We start from the raw sequence: 15,825 nt of genomic DNA on the forward strand, positions 1-15,825 counted from the left end.
GGCGGGACGACATGGCAGGCTCACCCGGCCTCGGCGTGCGCCCGGGCTGCCAATTCTGCGGGCCAGCCTGAGAACGACGCTCGGGCGCCACCGCCCCCTCACCCCCGACCCCTCCCCCCCAAAAGGGGGCGAGGGGAGGACGGATCAGCCAAGCCGGAGTGACGTTCGCCGCACTCTTCCCCCCTCTCCCTCGAGGGAGAGGGGCCGGGGGTGAGGGTGACGCACGGTTCGCCCGTCCTCGCTCTCTGGGGGGACGGACTGGCTGACGGACGAGCGATCGAACCGTGAACGGCGTGCGGGGATCAACCTCCCCTCACCCCCGACCCCTCTCCCCCCAACGGGGGCGAGGGGAGCACGGATTCGGCGGCCCGAACTGCTCAGGCGGCCTGGCGGGCGGGGAGGGTTTCGGCTTCGTGGAGGTCGCACGCCTCCGCGTCGTCCTGAACGTCCTCGTCCGCGTCGCACAGCGGCAGGGTGTCCGGGAGCGAAGACGGAACCGGGCGGGCGGCCTGGGCGGGGGAGGTTCCCTCCGTCACCGCCCGCAGGACCGCGGCGAACCGCGGCGTGACCGCCGCTCGGCTGAAGCGCCCCTCCGCCAACTGCCGGCCGGCGTCGCCGAGGTCGCGGAGTTCCTCGGCGGACAGGGCGGCGGCGGCGGCGATCGTTTCGGTCAGCGCCGTCACGTCGTCCGGTTCGCAGGTCCAGCCGCAGGGTTCGGCCCGGGGATCGTCCGGCAGATCGCCGGTGACGGTCGCGGCGAGTTCGCTGTCGGCCGGGGCCACGCACAGCGCCGGCGCCCCGGCGGCCAGCACGCCGTACAGCTTGCTGGGCATCAGGTAGGGGATCACGCGGGCGTCCGTGCAGACCAGGTGCAGGTCCGCCGCGGAGAGGCTTTCACTCAGTTCCGACTTCGGCTGATAGGGCAGGAACCGCAGGTTCGTGAGCCCCAACCGCTGCGCCCCCGCCTTGAGGCCGGCCTCCGCGGCCCCGCCGCCGACCAGCAGGAACAGGATGCGGGGGTCGTCCGACAGCCGGGCCGCCGCCGCCAGCACGTCTTCGAGGCGCTGCGTGCGGCCCATATTGCCGGAGTGCATCACCACGAACTTCGCCCCCGGTTCGCCCGGTTCGCCGAGGCCGTGCCGCTCCCGGAAGCGGTTGCCGGACCGCACCGGCCGGACGGCGTCGGCGTCGGCCCAGTTGGGCAGCACGGCGATGCGGTCGGCCGGCACGCCCATCCGTTGGAAGGTGCGGCGCATGTCCGTCGACAGCGTGACGACCGCGTCCGCGGTCCGCACGGCGGCGTGCATCAGGGCCCGCACCGCACGGACCGCCGGGCCGTCGTTCAGCACGCCCAGGGCCACGCCCAACTCCGGGTGGACGTCCTGGGCGTGCACGACGAACCGGGCCCGGTGCCGCCAGGCGAGTAATCGCCCCACCACCGCCAGCGGGAAGGGATCGGTCTCCGCGACGACTACGTCTACCCGGCGGACCAGCGCCCCCCGCAGCAGCGCCGCGAACAGGAAGGAGCAGTAATCGACCGACCGGAGAACCAGCGAGCGTTTCGCCCCGCCGGCCCAGCGGGTGTGCCAGACGCGTTGGACCGTCACGCCGCGCCACAGCGTCGTGCCGCTCTTCGCCGGCAGGCCTTCCGGGTTGGAGTTCGGCCGCCCGCAGATCACGTGCACCCGCCACCCGCCGAGGCGGCCGGGCAGGGCGTCGTTGCCGTCTTCCCCGTTCTGGCCGTCCCCGACCTCGCCGGCGGCGAGGTCTTCGGTGAGTTCCGTCAGCAGTTGGCCGGTGGCTTCCGCGTCCGGGCGGTAGGAGCGGTTGAGAAACAGCGCCCGCGGGGGCCCGGCGGCGACGGTCGGCCGGGCGGCAAGGTCAAACTGCAGGCGACGGGCGTTCCACATGCTCAAGGACGTAGCAGTCCGGGGCGGGTTTGAGGAACGGCGAATCGGGCGCGGGGCCGGCGGGGCGGGAACCGTGCAGCGGGACGGAATGGGAGGGACTGTAACGCAAGAAGCCCGCCCCGCGGGAGCGGAGCGGGCTTCGGAAGAACGGGCCGACCGCGACGGGCGGGGGTGGGGCAGTTGTCGCGGCCGACCCTTTGGTCGGCGTCGACTCTCGAGTCGATACTGAAGAATAACACCGTCCGGGGCGGGGTCAACCGGTTCGGGACCAGCGAGTCTCAAAATGAATGAGAGCCCGACCCCGGGTGACGCCGCGCCCGGACGGTGAACGGGCCGGTAAGGAACCCGTCGGAACGGACGTTATCTATTTGAGGCCGTCCTTGGCGATCCCAATCACGCCGATCGCCACGCGGGCGCCGGCGTTGCCGGTGGGCTGGCCGAAGTCGTCCGCATCGGCGTGCACGATGAAGCCGCGGCCCAGGATGCTGTTGGGGCCGTTCAGGGAGATGACCGTGTCGGTCATGTCCACCTTGGCGACGCCGCTTTCGTCGGCGGTAATGTTGCCGAGGTCGCCGGTGTGGCGGTCTTCGTCCGTCGGCTTGCCGTGCTTGTGCTCGCCGACGTCCATGTGCCCGCCGGCGCTGGTGCCGTCCTGTAGGTTGGTCAGGTCGCCGAACTGATGGACGTGGAACCCGTGATCGCCGGGCGTCAGGCCCTTCACCTCGCCGGTGACCTTCACCTTACGGCCCTCGACCTGCTCGAAGGTGAGCAGGCCGGAAACGCCGCTGTCGCCGACCGGCATCAGCACGCAGACGGCCTTCGTCACCTGGGGCCTGGCGGACGCCATCCTCGCCCCACGCTGGGCCTGCCCGGGCTGGGCCTCATTGAGCGGGCGCGCCGGGCGCTGACGCTGCGGTTGTTGGGCCGCGGCGGAGGCGGCGACGGTCAGACCGGCGGCGGAGGCGGCGGCGACGGGCAGGAACTGGCGACGATGCATGAGGGCTTCGGGGGTAGGCGTCGAAGGGGGCGGGACAGGGGGAACCGCGGGCGTCTCAGGCCTTTTTGGTGACCGAGATGTAGATCAGCAACACAACGACGGCGCCGATCACGGACCCGATGAGGTTCGCGGGGTGAAAGCCCGGCTCGGAGCCGAACGGGAGCAGACTGAACAAAAACCCGCCCACGAACGACCCAATAATCCCCAAGAGGATCGTCATGATCCACCCGATGCTCTGCCGTCCGGGGACGAGCAGACGGGCGATCGCGCCGGCGATGAGGCCGAACACGGTCCACGAAATGATGTTCCAGAGCATGATATATTTGGGCGGATAGCGAAAGTGGGGGAGACGCGCCGGAGAGGCGCTTGGCGGGCGTTGGGAGGATGCACATGTCATTCCGAACCAGTGCCGCCCCGGCGACTGGTTCGCGGACGATCACCCCGATCGTCGCCGATCCCCCGACGAGCGCAGGCCCCCTTGCCGGCGCCGATCGGCCCCGGTAGCGTCGCGGGCTTCCGCTCCGCCGTGCGGCCCCGTTCGCGACGCGTTTCCGTTTGCCGCAATGTCTTCGTTCGACCCCTCCGAAAGTACCGTCGGACAGAGCCTCGACCGCGGGATCGATCTGTTCCGTCGGGCGCATGTCGGCGACGCGGCCCCGGTGCGGCCGACGTCGCCGCGGCGGGTGTTGTTGGTCCTGGACGGCAGCGGTCAGGACGCCTGCTCCGCCCCGCTGGCGGCCTATCTGAAGGCCCGGTTCGGCTGTGATCTGTATGTCGCCGACGCCCGGGAGAGCGACCGCTCCGAGGCGAAGGCCGTCGAGGTCGCGACCCAACTGCATGCCAAGGCCCTGCCCCGCACGGAGGGGGAGAGCTACGAGCAGATCCTCGCCGCCGTCGCCCGCGCCGACTGCGACCTGGCGATCGTGCCCTGCCCGTTCGGCCGGGAGCCGGAGAGCGTCGGCCCGCACTCCGCCGGGCTGACGACGGACATGCTGCTCGCCCAGAGCCCGGTGCCGCTGCTGGTCGTGCGGTGGCCGTTCCCGGTCAAACCGTACTTCGAGGACAACCCGGAGCAGGGCAGCGGCGAGTTTCCGGCGGCCGGGGGGGCCTCGCCGTTCGCCAAGCTCGTGGTGATGGTCGTGGGGGAGAACGACGCCGCCCGCCCCGCCGCCGAGTGGGCCGCCGGGCTGATCGCCCCCGGCGGGAACCTCAACCTGGAACTGTTACTGGAAGAGGAGTTCTACCAGAACGTCCGGGCCGCCCTGATGGAGTTGGACCCGGACGGCGACGTCTCCCACGAGCGCCTGACCCGGGCGCTGCGGAAGGAGTACGGCAACCTGCACGCCGGCCTCGCGAAGGCCGCGGAGGCCGGCGGCTTCGGCTACGAGTTGCAAACCCGCCGCGAGGAGAGCGCCCCCAACATCACCGCCGGCCCCGGCGATCGGCTGGTGGTGCTGCCGTTGGAACGCGGCGACCACCAGAGCGAAGGCCACGTCGCCGACACCCTCCGCCGCACCGCCAACCCGTTGCTGGTCGTCCCCACCGCCGTGCGGCGGTGACGGCGCCGGCGGACCCCGCGGTCATCGCCCCCGCCGACCCGGCGGACGGTCCGCCGCGGTTCCGGTGGCGGCTGTTTCCGGCGGCGGGGTGTGGGCTGGCGGCCCTGTATTCCGGGCTGCTTGCAGCGAGCACCGCAGCGATGCTGTTTCACTTCGCCGGCTCGCCCTTTCCGGGGTCGCGGGAACTCTGGCCGTGGGCGACGGCGATGCTGCTGCATCGAACGGCGATGACCTTGGCGTGGGGCGTGGCCGTCCCGTTCTTTTGGCGGGGTCAGTGGACGTGGGCATGGATCGCGGTTGCGGCGGCGATTCTGTTCCCGCTCGCCTCGACGCTGCTCGTGTCTCGGTTGATGCCGTATTGAACCCGCGTCCGCTCCGCCGCCTCACCCCGTCTTGCTGAGTCGATCCGCCCGCCACAGCGGTTCCGGCAGGCGGTGGTCGCGGAACCAGCTCGTCGCAGTGCGGACCGCGGTCTCCACGGTCACGCGGTGGCCGGGGGAGACGAACACCGGCTTGCCGCGCGGGATGTGCGGATTGGCGATGCGTGCCCCGACGACCTCGCCGGCCAGTTCAATCCAGGCGTCCTCCCGCACGGCGCCGCAGAGCTGTTTTTTGGCGACGCCGATCGTGGGCACGTCCGCCAGCACGCCCAGGCCGCAGGCCACGCCGCCGAGGCGGGGGTGCAGAATGCCGTTGCCGTCCACCAGCAGCAGCGCCGGCGCCCGGCCGGCCTCGCCCAGTCGCTCGGTCAGCGCCGCGTACGCCGGCAGTTCCCGGTAGGTGAGGAACCCGCTGACGTACGGGAACGGCGCCGCCGACTCGACCGCCAGCGAGAAGGTCGGCTCGTCCGCGTCCGGGGTCATCTCCACGTACGCCGCCCGGGCCGTGCCGGGGGAGGGGTAGGCGACGTCCACCGCCCCGATCGGTCCCGGCGCCGTCGGTTCGTCTTGAAGAACCACCCGCTCCGCGAGGGCGTCCTGCTCCGTTTTGAGGGCGTGCAGCGGGCCGTCCGGGGGAAAGTCGGCGTAGCGGACGCGGTTCAGTTCGACCCGGGCGTCCTCAACCGGCGCCCCCTCGGCCCGCAGGCGTTCGGCCTGCCCGGGCAGCACGCACTCGCCGCTGGCCCGCACGGCCCGCCACGTCGGCACGTCGTCCCAACCATCCGGCGGTCGCCGGCAGACGGTGCCGACCCACACCGCCGCGGACTTCGCCCCCAACGCCCCGGCGAGGTCCCCGAACGTCGTCGCCCGCCCGGCCGGCACGGTTCGCAGCAACGCCGCCAACGCCGAGGTCAGGTCCGGCGAGGTCAGGGCGAAGGGGTGCATTGGGGGATGTTAGCCGCGACCCGGGCGAGGCTTGCCGCAATCCCGCGGATCTCCGTCGCCGCCTCCAGTCGCTCCAACGCCGCTGCGGGGAGTCCCCCCGGGCCGTGGGCGGCGCCGAGGATCTGCCCGCACATCGAAGCGGCGGTATCCGTGTCCCCGCCGCACCCGACGATCTCTGCGACCGTTTCCGTGAATCCCGGGGAGCGTGACGCGGCGAGGAGCGCGAGCGGGACCGAGTCCGCCGCCCAGCCGCTTGCCCCGTATCGCTCCGCGTAGTCCCGGACGGATAGCCGGTCGTCCCCGACCGCCCGCAGCCGGTCGCGGCAGAGGCAGTCCGGCGGAAGGTCGGCGAGGGCGGCGGGCAGGTGGGCCAGCGGGCGTCCAGCCGCGGCGTACCGCACGGCTCGCACGATCAGCAGGGCGCCGGCGACGGCTTCCTCGTGGTGATGGGTGATGCGGCTGACGTCACGCAGCCGGCCGCGGTCACTCTCGTCGTCCGGATTGAGTACGAACGCCAGCGGGGCCGCCCGCATTGCGGCTCCGTTGCCGGCCGACCGCTCCCCGGCCGCCCCGACCAGCGCCCAGTGCCCGCCGACCTCCAACTCCCGCAGTGCCTTCAACGTGCTGGCCCCGACGCCCCGTAGCCGACGCCCGCGGTGCCAGCGGGTGAAGGCGGCGGCGATCGTTATCGGGTCGACGGCCCCGTTCGCTTCGATCAGGGCCTCGCAGGTGGCGAGGGTGAGCTGCGTATCGTCGGAGAGCCACAGGTCGGCCGGCTCCTCGAACGCTTGCCCTGGCGGGCCGTTCTCGAACGGGCCGGCAAGCGCGTTCCCCAGCGCCCCGCCCAGCAGACAGCCGGCGATGCGGTCGGCGAGGTTGAGCCCGGGCATCGGCTACCGCACCGACTCGATCGCCGCCGGTGGGGCACCGATGCCGACGACGCTCACCGAGCCGGTCCAGTCGCTCGCCCCGTCCATGGCAAAGCCGGGTTTGGGGGCGACGAACGTGGCCGTGCGGTCGGCCCGGACGCAGCAGGCTCCCCCGTCAGGCGAACTCTGGAACGGGCGGCCGCCGTCGGCGTCGAAGCCGGTCGGCACGTCCACGGCCAAGACCCGCGGCCCCCGGGAGCGGGCGGCGTGGATCGCCCGCACCGCCACGTCCATCGGCTCCCGCGGCGGACCGCTGGGGCCGGTGCCCAGCAGGGCGTCCACGATCCACCCGCCGGCCGCCTCCTCCGCCAGTCGGTTCGTCAGATCCTCCTCGGACAGGGTCGTCCAGTCGGTCCAGGGCAGGCCCATGCGGCGGGCGACGCGGGCGTTCATCGCGGCTTCGCCCGGCTCCTCGTCGGCGTCCGGAGGCTCTTCGAAGGGGGCGAAGAGATGCACGGTCGCCCCGCGAATCGTCAGGTGCCGGGCGAGGGCGAAGCCGTCCCCGCCGTTGTTCCCCTTGCCGCAGACGATCGCCACGGCGCCGGGGTTCCCGTCCGACACGCGATCCAGCAACTCCGCGCAGCCGCGGGCGGCGTTCTCCATCAGCACGGCGCCGGGCAGGCCGTAGTCCTCCAGGCAGACCCGGTCGACGGCCCGGCTCTGGGCGACGGTCAGCGGGGGCGGGGCCGGGGATTCCATGAGACGATGAGGGAAACAAACGCGATTGTGCGGACGGCGCTGCCGAGCCGCATGCCGCCGCGGGTCAAGTCGGTGCCGCGGGGCCGGGCCGGGCGTTAGCATGAAGTTCGCATTTCGCCCCGGCCAGCCTCGAACCCCGCCGCGCCTCCCCGCCGCTCCGCCCTTTGCTGGACGACTACGCCGATCGCCGCGCCCTCGTCACCGGCGCCAGCAGCGGGCTGGGGGCGGCGTACGCCCGCACCCTGGCGGCCCGGGGGATGCACCTGGTTCTGGTCGCCCGGCGTGAGGGCCGGTTGCGGGATCTCGCCGCGGAGCTGGACGCCAAGCACCGCACCCGCTGCGAGGTGATCGCCGCCGACCTCTCCAAACCGGGCGAGGTGGCCCGCGTGGCCGACGCCGCCGCCGAGGACGGCCGTGGCGTGGAACTGCTGGTGAACAACGCCGGCTTCGCCGTCGCCGAGGACGTGCCCCACACCAACCGGGCCGACGTGCTGGCGATGGTGGATCTCAACGTCCGGACCCTCACGGACCTGACCTACCGCTTCCTCCCGCCGATGCTCGCCCGCGGCCACGGGGCGGTGCTGAACGTGGCCAGCGTCGCCGCGTTCACCCCGGTCGCCTACATGGGCGCCTACGCGGCCAGCAAGGCGTACGTGCTGCACTTCTCCGAGGCGCTGTGGGCCGAGGCCCGCGACCGCGGCGTGACGGTCACCGCCTGCTGCCCGGGGCCGACGCGGACGGAGTTCTTCGACGTCGCCGGCGTTCAGGGCTGGTTGCAAAAACGCCGGGCGCTGGACCCGGAGGTCGTCGTCCGCCGCAGCCTGCGGGCGATGGAGAAACGCCGGCCCGTCGCGGTGATCGGCTGGAAGGAGAAGATGCAGACCTTCGCCGTGCGGCTGGCCCCCCGCCGGGTCTGCGTGCTGGAAAGCCGCAAGTATTTTCGTCCGAAACACCGCGAACCGGACCCCCGGCTGCTCTCCGCCGCGGAGGGCGCCGGCGACGAGACCGACGTCGATACGCCCTCGCACCGCTCCCTCGACTCCGTGAAACGGGCCGGATGATGTCGCTCGCCCTCGCCATGGCCCTGCTCGCCGCCCCCGCCGCGGACCCGGCCAGTTCAGCCCCCACCAGCCCGGCCGCGGCCAGCCCGGTCCCGGTGATCTTCGACACGGACCTCGGCAACGACGTCGACGACGCCCTGGCGATGGGCCTGCTGCACGCCCTGGCGGACCGGGGCGAGTGCGAACTCCTGGCCGTCACCACGACGAAGGCGCACCCGCTGTGCGCCCCGTTCGCGGACGCGATCAACACCTTCTACGGCCGCCCGGACGTGCCGGTCGGGGCGGTCTCCGTCGACGGCGTGCTGACCGGACCGACGACGTTCGAGGGCCGGTTCCTCAAGCTGGCGAACGCGACGAACCCGGACGGCTCCCGCCGGTTCCCGCACGATCTGTCGCACGACCCGGCGGAGGTCCCCGACGCCGTGCCGGTGTTGCGGCGGGCGCTGGCCGGGGCGGCGGACGGCTCCGTGGCGGTGGTGCAGGTCGGGTTCAGCACGAACCTCGCCCGGTTGCTGCGGAGCGAACCGGACGCGATCAGCCCGCGGTCCGGGCGGGAGCTCGTCGCGGCGAAGGTGAAGCGACTGGTGGTGATGGCGGGCGACTTTGCCGGCGGCGGGCCGGAGTACAACGTCCGCGAAGACCGCGACGCGGCCGCGGCCCTGGCGGAGAACTGGCCGACGCCGATCGTCTGGAGCGGCTACGAAATCGGCGTCGCCCTGCCGTACCCGCCGGAGAGTATCGAGCAGGACTACCGCTACGCCGCCGCCCACCCGCTGCCGGAAAGCTATCAGCTTTACAAAGCGACCCCCCACGCCCGGCCGACGTGGGACCTCGCCGCCGCGCTGTACGCGGTGCGGCCGGACCGGGGGGATTTTCGCCTGTCCGAGCCCGGCACGGTCACGATCGCCGGGGACGGCGGCTCCGCATTCGCCCCCTCGGAGGACGGCAAGCACCGGGTCATGCTCCCGCCGACGCAGGCGGAGGCCGCCCGCGTCGTCGCCACCTTCGCCGCCCTGTGCAGCCAGCCTCCGCGGGGGCGGTGAGGGCGTTCGGGAGACGGAGACGAGGCGCCGTTCAGTCGCCCCACGCTTCGGGCGGGAGGAAGCGGGGGAACTCCGTCCGCAGGAAGCCGTGCATGTCCTCGTGCAGGTCCGGGTGGCTGTAGCGCATCGCCTTGGGCACCAGCGTGCCGCTGACCGGGTCCTTCAGGAGCATGTCCACGTAATCGTGGAAATAGACGACGCCCTCCCAGAAGACGCCGCCGCCGCGGAACCGCACGTTGACGTAGTCCGGGTCGCCGTCGTCGAGCTTGGCGTCGTAGCCGCTCTCCAGCGCCGCGGAGTGCAGCATCCGGGCGTGGTTCTCGCGGGCTTCGTAGGGGAGCACGGGCGCGACTCCCGACACGGGGACGAGGGGCGGGGACACGGGACGCCGCATTCTAACCGCCCCCCGCCCCCGTCGCCCGCTTCGCCCCTCGCCCGGGTTCCCCGCGGGCGGGCCGGCGGGTTACATCCCGGCGGCCCCCGCTTCTCCTTCCCGCACCGCGCCCGCCTTGGCCGACGATCCGGCGACCGACGATCCCCGCCTGCTGCCGTTCCCCGCCGGCGACGGCGGGGCGGCCGCGGACTCGGACGATCTGGACGAGGACGATCTGGGGGAACCGGACGACGACGACACGTTGTCGTTCGGCGAGGGGGAGGACCTGGAAACGGCCTACCGGCGGGCGTTGGCGGCGGTGGACGAAGCTGGTCCGAGGCTCACCCCCGAACCGCCCGCGGCGAAGCGGACGGCCGACGACTCGAGCGACGACGGGGCCCCCGCCGAACCACACGCCCCGGCCGCGTCCGGAGAGCGGTCGACGGACCCGCCGGTCCGCGTCACGCCGCGAGAGGTGGTGGAGGCGGCGCTGTTTGTGGGCGGGGCGGGGCTGACCGCGGAGCGGGCCGGCAAGCTGCTGCGGGGCACCTTCACCGACGCCGACCTCGCCGCCGCCGTCGCCCAGTTGAACCGCCGCTACGAGGCCGAGGGCCGCCCCTACCGCGCCCGGGCCGGGGAGGACGGCTACGCCCTGCGGCTCCTGCCGGAGTACGAACCGCTCCGCCGGCGCCTGTACGGCTTGGGGCCGCGGGAGGTCACGTTGCCGCCGGACGTGCTGGAAACGCTCTCGGTGGTCGCCTACCGCCAGCCGATCACGGCGGCGAACGTCGAACGCACCCGCGACAAACCCTCCGGCGGGGCGCTGCGGCGGCTCGTGCGGTTGGGCGTGCTGCGAATCGCCAAACCGGACCCCGCCGCCGAAGCCGGGAAGGGCGCCGGAAAAGACGCCGGGGAGAAGTCCGAACCGACCTACGCCACGACCGACCGCTTCCTGGACCTGTTCGGTCTGGGTTCGCTGGACGACCTGCCGGTCCCGGCGGACCTGCGGTTCAAGTAGAACGTTTTTCCGCGGCGGGACGCGGTGTCCGTGAGCCCGGAGCGCAAGCTCCGGCTGTCGGCGCAGCCGTTTCCCCGTTCGGGCGCTGCCGGAGCTTGCGCTCCGGGCTCACCGGCCGATCCGCGTCAGAGCGGGATCGGGTCGAGGAGGCCCTCGGGCATGGCTTCGCGGTCGGCGGCGAAGGCGCCGGCGGCGGCGCGGAAGACGGCGTCGACGAGTTCCTCCCGACTGATCGGCTTGGAGGCGTGGGCGTCGCAGCCGGCGGCGAGGCAGGCGGCGGCGGCGCCCTCCATCGCGTGGGCGGTCAGCGCCACGATCGGGCCGCGGTACCCGCGGCTCCGCAGTTCCCGGGTCGCCTCGAGGCCGTCGAGGTGCGGCATCTGCATGTCCATCAGCACCACGTCGAACCCCGCCCCCGGATCCGGCTGTCGCGCCGCGGCGCCCGGCGGGGTCTGGGGGAACAGCGCCTCGATCGCGGCCCGGCCGTCGCAGACCGCCTCCACCTCCGCCCCCGCCTTGTTCAGCAGGAACGTGACCAGGCGGCGGCTGTCCTCGGCGTCCTCCGCCAGCAGCACCCGCCGTCCGACCAGCGGTTTGAGCGGCGCCGACGCCGCGTGGAGCACGGGGGGCGAGACCGACGGCCCCCGATCCAGCGGACGCGGCGGGAGCGGCGGCGGCAGGCGCTGCGGGCGGGGCGCGTCGGTCAGCAGCCGCGCCGGCGCCGACCCGCAGGGCGGGGCCGGCACCCGCAGTCGGAACGTGCTGCCGGCGCCCGGGACGCTTTCCGCCGTCAGCGTGCCGCCCAGGCGCTCCGCCAACCGGCGGGAAATCGACAGCCCCAACCCCGTCCCGCCGTATCGCCGCCCGGCGCCGGCGTCCGCCTGCTCGAACGGCTCGAACAGGCGATCCAACTGATCGGCGGGGACGCCGCAGCCGGTATCGGCGACGGCGAACTCCAGCCAGTGGACCTCCTCGTCACCGCCGACCGTCGGCCGCACCGACAGCACGACGGAGTCGTCGTTCCCCGCCGAACCGCCGGTCGCCGCACCGCCGGTCGCCCCGCCGCGGGCGGTGAACTTCGCCGCGTTGCCGAGCAGGTTGAGCAGAATTTGCCGCACCCGCACCGGATCGCCCAGGACGGCCCGGCCGGCCAGTTCCGGGGCGACGCGCGTCTCCAGACGCATCCCGCCGGATTCGGCCCGGGGGCGCATCAGGTCGGCGAGTTCGTCCGCGAGGCGGGCGGCGGAGTAGGGCACCCGATCGATGGACAGCTTACCGGCCTCGATCTTGGCCAGATCGAGCACGTCGTTGATGAGGCGGAGCAGGTGCTCGCCGTTGCGGCGGATCGTGTGCGCGTTGGCGTGCACCTCCTCCCAGACCGCGGCGGAGCCGTCGTGCGGGAAGTTGATCGCCGCCGTCTCCGCGGCGTCGGCGGCGAGGTCGGCGTAGCCGAGGATCGCCGTCAGCGGGGTCCGCAGTTCATGACTGATGTTCGCCACGAACTCGCTTTTCGCCCGATTGGCGGCCTCCGCCTGGGCCTTGGCCTCGTAGAGTTGGGCCTCGGCGAGTTTGCGTTCCGTCACGTCCACCACGGCGCCGTGGAAGCTCAACGGGCGATCTTCCTCGTCGCGGGTGACCTGACCGCGGGCGGCCAGCCAGCGGGACTTGCCGTGGGGGGGGCGGACGCGGAACTCCGTGTCGAACCGGCCGGTTTCGTAGGCGTGGTGGATCGCGGCGGCGACGCGGCTCTGATCGTCCGCGTGGATCGGGTCGTACAGCCGGTCCGGGTCGACGCCGACGGTTTCGGCTTCCGGGGGGAAGCCGAAGAAGGCCCGCAGCCCGCCGTCGGCCAGCAGCACGCCGGTCCGCAGGTCCCACAGCCAGGTGCCGATGTCGGCGGCGTCCACGGCGCTTTTCAGGCGGCTCAGGCTCCGCTGCCGGGCGGTCACGTCGGCGGACAGGATCACGACGCCGCCGACCTGCCCGGTCTCGTCGCGCCACGGCTCGACGTGCCAGTCGACCCAGCCGGGGACGCCGTCCGCACGGGTGAAGGAATCGGCCTCCGCCCGACGGGTTTCGCCGGCCAGACAGGCTTCATGCGCCTCCCGCCACCGCGCAGGTTGCTGGGGGAGCACGTCGTAATGGGAGCGTCCGGTCAGTTCCATGGTGTCCGGCAGCCCGTGCAGTCCCAGCCATTGGCGGCTGTGGCTGACGTACCGCATCTCCCGGTCGAACATCGCCACCGACGCCGGCGCCTGCGTGATGAACCGCTCCAGCAGGTCGTACCGCTCCCGGCGGGCGCGCTCCGCGGCGACTTCGGCCCGCGTGGCGGCGAGTTCCGCCCGCTTTTCCGTCGTCACGTCCTGACCGGCCCCGCGGTAGCCGATCAGCGCGCCGGCGTCGTCGAACAGCGGGGCGCCGCTCAGACGCACCCAGCGTTCGTCCCCGTCCGGCCGCACGCTGCGGCGGACGAGGTTGCGGAATCGCACCCGGTCGCGGCGGACGCCCTCGAACCACTCCCGCACCCGTGCCGACTCGGTCGGTTCGTCGTACATCTCCCACGGCCGCAGCCCGATCATCGTCCCCAGCGGTCGGCCGAAGGTGTTCTCCGCCCGTTCCGTGAGGAAGGTAAACCGTCCCTCGGCGTCGACCTCCCAGAGGTACTCCCCCGCGGTCTCGGCCACGTCGCGGAAGCGCTCCTCGCTGGCCCGGGCTCGGGCCTCGGCGGCGGCGTACGCCTCCGCCAGCCGATCGGCCCGGATCAGGTCCGCGGCCGCGGCCGCCAGATCGTCCAGCATTTCCCGGTCTGCGTCGGTCCAGTCGCGGGGAACGCGATCCAGGGCGCAGAGCACTCCGACCTCCGTGGCGTTCGGCAGCGCCACCGGCACGCCCAGGTAACTCCGCACGCCCAGCGACGCCGGTCCCGGGAGATCGCGGAACTCCGGGCGCTCCGTCACGTCCCGGACCGCCAGCCCCCCCGCCTCGGCGCACAGGGCGCAGAGGGTGTCCGCGGCGTTCAACTCTCCGCCCGCCGGCAGTCCGGCGGCGCTGACGACCCGCTGACGGCCCGCGCCGATCACCGACATCGTGGCCCACTCCACCCCCAGCGCCCGCCGGACCGTCCGCACGATGCGGTCCAACGCGGCTGCATTGCACAGCGGCGTTGCAGCGATCGGCGTCGCCGGCTCGGAAAGCGTGGGGCTCTCCGAGGGAACGGACCCGGCGATCGGCGGGGGAACCTGCGGCACGGGGCGGCACGGGAGGGGTGAGAGGACCGGGAAATCTCCCATGTCATCGCCCCCGCGGCGGCGTTCCGTTCACCACTGCGGCCCGATCGGTCCCCCGGAGGTCGGACTCGGACCGGGACTGACGGTCCCGCCGGTTGCCGCGGAATCGACGGTTCGTTCCGTTCCAGCGGTCCCGACCTGTCGGGATCTACGCCGTCAACCCGCTGAGCACGCCGCCGGCGCAGAGGTCTTCCTGGCCGAAGACGTCCCGCTCCACGCCGAACGGCTTGGCGAGGCTGAGCAGCAGGCGGTTGTGGGGCACGTCGCCCATGTGCAGGGCCCGGCCGGTCTTGAAGCCCAGCCCGCCGCCGATCAACACCCAGGGGATATCGTTCAGGCTGTGCGAATTGCCGGTGCCCATCTCGTTCGTCCAGACGACCGTGGTGTGGTCCAGCATCGAACCGGGGTGGCCGGGCTCGGGGGTCTCGGCGAGCTGCGTGCACAGCCGGGCGACCTCCTCGGCGTACCAGGCGTTGATGCGGGTCAGCTTGTCGACGGCGTCCTCGTTGCCGTCCGGCTCGTGAGAGAGGGTGTGGTGGCTCTCGTCCACGCCGATCCAGCGGAACTTCGCCCCGCCCACGCTGTTGGTGTACTGCATGGTGGCGACGCGGCAGGCGTCCCGGCGGAAGGCGTCGATCAGCAGGTCCCGCTGGGCGGCGGCGATCTCCGGGATGCGGTCGTTAAGCAGTTCCAGGGCCGGGTCCGGCTCCGGCAGGGCGTGGCCGAGGTGCTCGGCGTCGTCGACGCCGCCGTCCGGCTTGCCGACCGGCTCCGCCTTCGCCAACTGGCGCTCCATCTGCCGCACGAACGATTCGTGCTGTTCCAGAATCGCCCGGTCCTCCGCCCCCACCAGACCCTTCACCTTGGCGAGGTCGGTCCGCACGTCGTCCAGCACGGTGGCGAGGAGCTGGTTGTCCTTCACCCGGCCGTACAGCTTTTTGAACATCCGCCGCGGGTCGTCGACCGGGGCGATCGGCTTGTTGGAGCCGGCGTAGACCATGCGGGTCCAGGTGTCGGCCCGGTCCGGGACCATCACGCCGAACTCCAGGGAGCCGAAGCGGGTCTCGGTCTCGGCGACGGATTGCAGGTGGTTCTTGATCTCCTGGTCGATGGAGATGCCGCTGCTCCACCCGGCGGGGGTGTCGCTGCCGCCCTGCACGTTGCCGGGCAGCAGGATCTTGCCGGTCAGCAGACAGCCGATGCCGCGCATGTGGCGGTCGCCGTCGCCCTGCATCTTGTTGTCCACGCCGCGGAGCAGCAGCGTCTGGTCCTTGAACGGGGCCAGCGGGGCCAGCGAGCCGGTCAGTTCGAAGTCCGAGGTTTCGCTGTACTTCTTCGCGTTGGAATCCAACACCTCCGGCCAGAAGGTCTTCGGGACCACGCCGTTGGGGCTGAAGATCACCACGATCCGTCGCGGGGCCGGCCGGCCGGCGCCGGACTCGGCGCCGAAGGCCCGGTTGAAGCCGAGGCTCGGCAGGTTCAACACGAACGGGGCGGCGGCGGCGGACAGCCCGAGGTTCTTGAGGAACTCGCGGCGGGCGGAACGGAAGGGCGTGTTCATGGCGAGCGGCGGGAAGGGGGTGCGGGGCGGCTGGGGCCGGAACGAAACAGGCCGGAACGAACC

Annotated in this window: 14 protein-coding genes; 5 read left to right on the plus strand and 9 right to left on the minus strand. The window is 72.7% G+C overall.

What is annotated here, in order from left to right:
- Positions 1–377 precede the first annotated feature (377 nt).
- The 3 genes from CA12_RS08780 to CA12_RS08790 all read right to left on the minus strand — a co-directional run bounded on the left by CA12_RS08780 (position 378) and on the right by CA12_RS08790 (position 3,223).
- Positions 378–1,910, minus strand: a complete 1,533-nt coding sequence (locus CA12_RS08780; protein ID WP_145358593.1) for a glycosyltransferase family 4 protein — start codon at positions 1,908–1,910, stop codon at positions 378–380.
- Between the two features lie 364 nt (positions 1,911–2,274).
- Entirely contained in the window at positions 2,275–2,907 is a 633-nt protein-coding gene (locus CA12_RS08785; protein ID WP_207622184.1) for a superoxide dismutase family protein, read from the minus strand.
- 55 nt (positions 2,908–2,962) lie between these two features.
- A complete protein-coding gene (locus tag CA12_RS08790) occupies positions 2,963–3,223 on the minus strand; it encodes a GlsB/YeaQ/YmgE family stress response membrane protein (RefSeq protein ID WP_145358594.1) in 261 nt (86 codons plus the stop codon).
- A gap of 247 nt (positions 3,224–3,470) precedes the next feature.
- Between CA12_RS08790 and CA12_RS08795 the strand changes: the two genes are divergently transcribed.
- Both CA12_RS08795 and CA12_RS08800 read left to right on the plus strand, forming a co-directional pair.
- Positions 3,471–4,466, plus strand: a complete 996-nt coding sequence (locus tag CA12_RS08795; RefSeq protein ID WP_145358595.1) for a universal stress protein — start codon at positions 3,471–3,473, stop codon at positions 4,464–4,466.
- Positions 4,463–4,828 (plus strand): hypothetical protein, encoded by a 366-nt coding sequence (locus CA12_RS08800; RefSeq protein ID WP_145358596.1) that lies wholly within the window; start codon positions 4,463–4,465, stop codon positions 4,826–4,828. The genes CA12_RS08795 and CA12_RS08800 overlap by 4 nt, the downstream gene beginning before the upstream one ends.
- 21 nt (positions 4,829–4,849) lie before the next feature.
- Here the strand turns inward: CA12_RS08800 and CA12_RS08805 are convergent, their stop codons facing one another.
- The 3 genes from CA12_RS08805 to CA12_RS08815 are packed head-to-tail and all read right to left on the minus strand — an operon-like array spanning position 4,850 to position 7,419.
- Positions 4,850–5,791, minus strand: a complete 942-nt coding sequence (locus tag CA12_RS08805) for an endonuclease V (protein ID WP_145358597.1) — start codon at positions 5,789–5,791, stop codon at positions 4,850–4,852.
- Positions 5,773–6,681, minus strand: coding sequence for an ADP-ribosylglycohydrolase family protein (locus tag CA12_RS08810; RefSeq protein WP_145358598.1), 909 nt, complete (start codon positions 6,679–6,681; stop codon positions 5,773–5,775). The genes CA12_RS08805 and CA12_RS08810 overlap by 19 nt, the downstream gene beginning before the upstream one ends.
- 3 nt (positions 6,682–6,684) lie before the next feature.
- A complete protein-coding gene (locus tag CA12_RS08815) occupies positions 6,685–7,419 on the minus strand; it encodes an NAD(P)H-hydrate epimerase (protein ID WP_145358599.1) in 735 nt (244 codons plus the stop codon).
- 164 nt (positions 7,420–7,583) lie between these two features.
- Here CA12_RS08815 and CA12_RS08820 point away from each other — a divergent pair, with 164 nt between their 5' ends.
- Entirely contained in the window at positions 7,584–8,480 is an 897-nt protein-coding gene (locus tag CA12_RS08820; RefSeq protein WP_145358600.1) for an SDR family NAD(P)-dependent oxidoreductase, read from the plus strand.
- Positions 8,477–9,523, plus strand: a complete 1,047-nt coding sequence (locus tag CA12_RS08825) for a nucleoside hydrolase (RefSeq protein WP_145358601.1) — start codon at positions 8,477–8,479, stop codon at positions 9,521–9,523. The genes CA12_RS08820 and CA12_RS08825 overlap by 4 nt, the downstream gene beginning before the upstream one ends.
- Positions 9,524–9,554: 31 nt before the next feature.
- Here the strand turns inward: CA12_RS08825 and CA12_RS08830 are convergent, their stop codons facing one another.
- The gene (locus CA12_RS08830; RefSeq protein WP_165700640.1) at positions 9,555–9,866 is read right to left on the minus strand and encodes a hypothetical protein; all 312 of its coding nucleotides are present in this window, start codon (positions 9,864–9,866) and stop codon (positions 9,555–9,557) included.
- Positions 9,867–10,032: 166 nt separating this feature from the next.
- Here CA12_RS08830 and scpB point away from each other — a divergent pair, with 166 nt between their 5' ends.
- Positions 10,033–10,914, plus strand: coding sequence for an SMC-Scp complex subunit ScpB (gene scpB / locus CA12_RS08835; RefSeq protein WP_165700641.1), 882 nt, complete (start codon positions 10,033–10,035; stop codon positions 10,912–10,914).
- A 125-nt stretch (positions 10,915–11,039) separates the two neighbouring features.
- Here the strand turns inward: scpB and CA12_RS08840 are convergent, their stop codons facing one another.
- Positions 11,040–14,162: a PAS domain S-box protein gene (locus CA12_RS08840; protein ID WP_165700642.1), complete on the minus strand. Its 3,123-nt coding sequence runs from the start codon at positions 14,160–14,162 to the stop codon at positions 11,040–11,042.
- Between the two features lie 187 nt (positions 14,163–14,349).
- Positions 14,350–15,762, minus strand: coding sequence for a DUF1552 domain-containing protein (locus tag CA12_RS08845; protein WP_145358605.1), 1,413 nt, complete (start codon positions 15,760–15,762; stop codon positions 14,350–14,352).
- Between the last annotated feature and the right edge of the window lie 63 nt (positions 15,763–15,825).

This window comes from Alienimonas californiensis, from assembly GCF_007743815.1.
GTDB classification, from domain to species: Bacteria; Planctomycetota; Planctomycetia; order Planctomycetales; family Planctomycetaceae; genus Alienimonas; species Alienimonas californiensis.